At 23.4% G+C, this 5,529-nt stretch carries 3 protein-coding genes and 4 pseudogenes; all 7 read left to right on the top strand.

Annotation, left to right across the window (positions count from 1 at the left end):
* Positions 1–619: 619 nt before the first annotated feature.
* A pseudogene (locus C6B38_RS08370) lies at positions 620–994 on the top strand (DUF3627 domain-containing protein); the annotation flags it as partial.
* A 152-nt stretch (positions 995–1,146) separates the two neighbouring features.
* Positions 1,147–1,350: a DUF2649 domain-containing protein gene (locus C6B38_RS08365; RefSeq protein WP_105299284.1), complete on the top strand. Its 204-nt coding sequence runs from the start codon at positions 1,147–1,149 to the stop codon at positions 1,348–1,350.
* Positions 1,350–2,368, top strand: a pseudogene (locus tag C6B38_RS08360) (hypothetical protein). The gene C6B38_RS08365 and the pseudogene C6B38_RS08360 overlap by 1 nt, the downstream one beginning before the upstream one ends.
* Positions 2,361–2,764, top strand: a pseudogene (locus C6B38_RS08355) (hypothetical protein). The pseudogenes C6B38_RS08360 and C6B38_RS08355 overlap by 8 nt, the downstream one beginning before the upstream one ends.
* Positions 2,764–3,000, top strand: a complete 237-nt coding sequence (locus C6B38_RS08350) for a hypothetical protein (RefSeq protein ID WP_105299283.1) — start codon at positions 2,764–2,766, stop codon at positions 2,998–3,000. Before C6B38_RS08355 ends, C6B38_RS08350 begins: the two are co-directional and overlap by 1 nt.
* A 192-nt stretch (positions 3,001–3,192) precedes the next feature.
* Positions 3,193–3,786 carry a spiroplasma phage ORF1-like family protein gene (locus C6B38_RS12185; RefSeq protein ID WP_308686810.1) on the top strand — a complete coding sequence of 198 codons (594 nt, stop codon included), beginning with the start codon at positions 3,193–3,195 and terminating at the stop codon, positions 3,784–3,786.
* Between the two features lie 57 nt (positions 3,787–3,843).
* A pseudogene (locus tag C6B38_RS12180) lies at positions 3,844–5,135 on the top strand (spiroplasma phage ORF1-like family protein).
* Positions 5,136–5,529: the final 394 nt, after the last annotated feature.

The raw sequence follows: 5,529 nt of genomic DNA, 5'->3' as shown, positions 1-5,529 counted from the left end.
TTTTTATTATTTTATATATTTAACAATGTTTATTAACAATGTTTATTAACAGTGTTTATTAAACATTAAATAAACAATATATTAGCATTATGTATAACATTGTTAATAATCAGTGTTTCTTACAATTAAAAAACATTATATAAACATTATTTATAACATTGTTTATTAAAAACAAATATTTAGTTAGGAGGCTATATTATGGATATGAAATTTAAAACAACTAAGGAATATAAAAAAATAAAGAGAAATTTTATTTTTTTGAATTTGTGTTTTGGTTTTTGTTATTTTTTAATTTTCATTTGTTCTGGTTTTTGCATTGATTTTATAATTTTTTCTTTAAATGTAGGAGATATTATTTATATTTTAATTTCCTTTTTCTGTTTAATAGCTTCTGTTTCCTTTTTATCATTATTGATTATAGGTCATATAATACAAGTTAAGGAATTTAGGTTTTTGTTATTTTTTAATTTTCATTTGTTCTGGTTTTTGCATTGATTTTATAATTTTTTCTTTAAATGTAGGAGATATTATTTATATTTTAATTTCCTTTTTCTGTTTAATAGCTTCTGTTTCCTTTTTATCATTATTGATTATAGGTCATATAATACAAGTTAAGGAATTTACAACAGATAAAGCAAGTTTTATTAATTTACCCAATCATAATCGCCATATTGGTTTTTGGTTGAGTAATAAGTTTATTTATTCGAGTGAAAAACATTCATAGCAAGTAGCAATTGGTTTGATTTATGATAATTCTTATCCTATTATAAAATATGATGAAAATTTAAAGCGAAATATTTGAAAATATTTAACTGGAACAGAATTAATCAATTTATATAATCAATATAAACAAAATTACTTTAATAAAATGAAAAAAGCGTTATTTTTAAGTGAACCTAAAAAAGTAAAAGCAAATAATAACAATAATAATTTAATAAATTGAAGTGTTGAAAAAGAAGAACAATTAATTAATGATTTAGAAAGTTTAAATTAAATGAGTTTATATGATTATTGAGTTCAATTTGTTAGTTATATTATTGGTGCAAATGCCCCTGAGTTTTTATATGTTATATCCTTTGTGTTATTTATTGTTTTGTTTTTTGGAATGTTTTTTAAACTTATTCAAAAAATGTGGAGTTTTTAAAAATGCAAAATGATTGAATTAAATTAAAAGAGTTTTTTATTCATATATTTTTGTTTATAGATAAAACGAATGTTGAAAGTATTACAATGTGGAATTTAACGCAAAATGAATATTTAACTTTGATGGTTGGTGTTTGAATTGTGATTTTGTTTTTAACTTGGTTTTTCTTGTGAATGGTTTTTAAAATAGTTGGGTATTTTAAATAATGAAAAAATTTATATTTTTTTTTAAAAACTATTGTTATATTAATGGTTCAATGCTTTTGTTTAGTTTAATTGATTTATTACTTTGGATAATTTCTTTGTATTGTGTTGATTTAGTATTTTTATTGTTGTTTGCTTTGCAATGTGTATATTTTGTGTGATGATTGTGAAAAAATATTTTTTATCAGTTAAACGCTTTTCGGTTAGTAAATTTTTTTTGAGATAATCCGTTATCAGTTATTATTGGAAAGTTAGGGACCGGTAAAACATTACTTTTAACTTATTTGTCGCAAACTATGAAATTATTGACAGATGAAATTTATAGTAATTATCCCTTAGAAGATGATAAAGTTAAAGTTTTAACATTTAAAAATTTAGATTTTACCTATAGAACAAAACCGGTTCCCCCAGATGATAGTGTTATTTTATTTGATGAAAGTTATTTGTATATTGATGGAACTAGTCTTCACGATGAGAAAAAAATTCATAGTGGTAAAATACCGTGAATTGTTTTAGCGAGACATTTTGGTAATCGTGCGTTGTTTACTGCTCAGCGTGAAGGTATGATTTGAAATAATATTCGCCAGTTAGCAAGTGGGATTATTATTCCAATTTCATTGAAAAAACCCGTTGCTAAAAAAGGATTTAATTTTTTTAATCGTTTCTTTATTATGCGAATTGGGATTTTCCAAGATATAACGGATTATGAAATTTGAAAAACAAAATCAGTAGAACGAACAGCAGAAGGTAAAACAGCAAAACATAAGTCGGATGTTGGGTTAGGAATTCAATTTTTTAAAATAATAATTCCTCTTGAATTCGCTAATAAATATGATAGGATAGTCAATGGTTAAAGTTTGTGCGTGATTTAAAGAATGACGAAATTGTTAATAAAAAAGAATATTATTGGTCAGAAATTACAAAGTTAAGTGTTAAAGAACGATTAAAATTGTTTGATATTGATATTTTGAAAAAGAATTTAAAACCTAAAAAAAAGAAAGGAAATAGTAAAGATGATTAATTTATTAGTTGAAAATAATAATAGTAATTGAGACAAGATTTTTAGTTTTGTTTTTGATATATTTTGTTTATTTTTGATGTAATTTGAAATACAAAATTACCGATGACAAATACATCGATTGCTTATTTTTTAGTCTTTTTTATGGTTATTAAGTTATCTATTTATGCAATTCACGGCACATCAACACAATATAATAATTTAGGTTCAACAGTTAATAATGGTGTTTCGCAAATATATTCTTCAACAGTTCGCGGTGTTTCTGATACTAAACAAGGTATGCAAAAACATATTAAAGAGCGTAAACAATTTAAAATTAATCGTAATAAAAAACAATTATCAAGTTTAGCAAAACAAGCAAAAACAAGAGAACAAGGATATAGGAGAGTGCATAAGTAATGATTAAATTAGTTTTATTGGTGGCGGCAATTGCGATATTTGGAACTGGTTTTATTACTGTTATTATTAATCAATTTACATCAGCAAAAAATATTATTATGGATTTATATAATTCTGATACTTGGTTGATTTGATTATTTGGGAGAATGGCAGTTTTGTTTAGTCATCCGTTAATGTTAACAATATCAAGTTTATATATTATTGGGTTTATTGTTTCAAAAACATTGTATAGTTAGGAGTTGAGTTTATGAAAAAATCGTTATCTTTATTTGCCATATTTATTTTAACTTTTTTGGGTTTCGTTATTTTCCATTTATTACTTTAACGGCGTTTAGATCCTTAAATGAGGAGCATTATACGCTTAAACAAGAGAATTTTTTTAAAATAGTACTGATAAAGGTATTAATGAAACTGATTTTATTAATACAATGTTTTTACGCAGTAGTTTTTTTGAAAATTGATCGGAAACAAATTATTTTATTAATCCAACTTTAAAAACATCAAAAAATTTATTGTTTAATGATAAATGGTATTTAGATTTTTTACAAGATAGTTATTCCACCGGAGTTGTTTATGATAAACCAGATGAAGTATTTTTGAATTATTATCGACAATGACATAGTTTAAAAAATAGGTATATGGTTGAAAAATTTTATGATGTTAAAAGAGAGATTTTTTTTAATGATTTAATTGATTTTATTTATGCCTTTGCTGTAAAACATAAGATGTTTAATGTATCGAAAAAAATTGTGGAAAATGTTGACCGCTATAAAGAAAATCATTATCCAAGAGTTAAGTTAAAAGTAGATAATTGAAAATTAATTGAAAATAATTATATGCGACGAAATACTGGGTGATATATTGTAATACATAAAGATTCTAATTTATGAAAAATAGAAAAAATTAATAGTTCAGAAAAATATGGAACTAGATTTTTTAGTGATATTGTATATAAATGAGAATTAAATAATAAACCACAAATACCAACAATCAATCAAAACACCGGTGAAATTACTGATTAAAATAGTTATCAACAAACTCGCGTAAAAGAATTTATTAGTTTATCTTTATATTCTGTTTTGCAAGAAAATATTAGAGTTCAGCAAGGTGGTAGTGCGAATTATGAAAATCCGAATAAGGTTGGTACAAAGCGGATAATTTTTGATTTTGAGACGGTTGATGAATTGGATGTTAAAAATATTAAAAAAGCAATTTATCGAATGATTTTGACTGTTGATGAAGCAAATTTAATTATTTCTGGTAGTTTAGAGTTAAATAATGTTAATAATGATGATTTAAGTTTCAATTTTAGTTTTATGCAAACGGGAATGGGTGAAGTTTTTAATTTTAATGGTTCAATTTATTCATCATTAAATAGTAAAGATTTAAAGTATTATCAACAATTTAGCGGTCAGTTTGATTTATCTAAGTTTTTACAGTCGTTTTTTGCAAGTGCGTTGGTGCCGGTATTTCAAAATCGTAGTTCGTTTATTGAAAATGGGTATATTGATAATTTACAATATGATACTGTTTTAGTTAATTTTTTTGCGTTGAAATTGCAAAATTTTAATAATATTTTATTGAGTGAAAATATTAACGATAAATTACAATTTGATAAATTATTAAGTAGTATGTTTAAGATTTCACAGAAATTTTATACTAATTATTTACGCACGATTTTTGATTTAGAAAATAATACTTATGTGCAAGGTTATAATAAAAAATATGGTTTATTAGTAAATAATGGTTTTAAAATTTATCCGCGATATTTTTATTTTTCTGATAAATATAAGCAATTAAATATTAAATTATATTCAGCATTTAAAAATAGGTTTTATACGATTAATAATTATGGTAGTGTTTTTAATTATGATTTTTCGGTTGCTAATAATTATGATATTAAGTTAAATTCGGGTTATGTTTTTGGCGGTGATTTACAAAATAAATATGGTTTAAAGTATAAAAAAATTGAAGAACAAAAAATCGGTTATAATGTTTTTGAATTGCAAACACAAAAAGAGAATGATATGTACCGATATTATGATTTTAATTTTGGAATTTATAACTGATAAGAAATTAATAACGGTGGGTTGTTCCCCAATAAACAATGATTTCAAGTGCAATATATAACTCCTAAAGGTTGATGAGATTTAGAAACTCATATTAAAAATGCGGTGATTTGAATTGTCAATACTATTCCCGGTGTTAAACAAGTTAATAAATTAGCGAGTGGTGTTGGTAAGGTTTTTGAAACAGTATATAGTTTTTTAGTCAAATATTTGAAGTATGAAAATTTAATCCAGCGTTGTATAGTACAATAACAAATATCTTTTTATTAATTATTTTTATGAAATTTGTGCGATTAATATAAAAAAGTGTAGAAACCACATACATTTTGTATTTTTGGTTTTTACAGTTTTGGAAAGTAAATTTTTTTAATATTTTTAATTGAGGAGTTGAAATTATGCAAACAAAGCAATATTTTATTTTGCGGTCCCTAGTGAAAAAGTATGGTAAAGATAATGTTATTAATACTGTTAATAAGATTGCAAAAGATATTGAAATTAAAAAGTAAAAGTTGGTTTTTACAGTTTTGGAAAGTAAATTTTTTTAATATTTTTAATTGAGGAGTTGAAATTATGCAAACAAAGCAATATTTTATTTTGCGGTCCCTAGTGAAAAAGTATGGTAAAGATAATGTTATTAATACTGTTAATAAGATTGCAAAAGATATTGAAATTAAAAAGTAAAAGAATAAATTATTC

Source organism: Spiroplasma sp. ChiS, assembly GCF_002968355.1.
Taxonomy (GTDB): domain Bacteria; phylum Bacillota_I; class Bacilli_A; order Mycoplasmatales; family Mycoplasmataceae; genus Spiroplasma; species Spiroplasma citri.
Note: the sequence above shows the minus strand (reverse complement) of the source record. Positions and strands in the feature narration are given on the sequence as shown.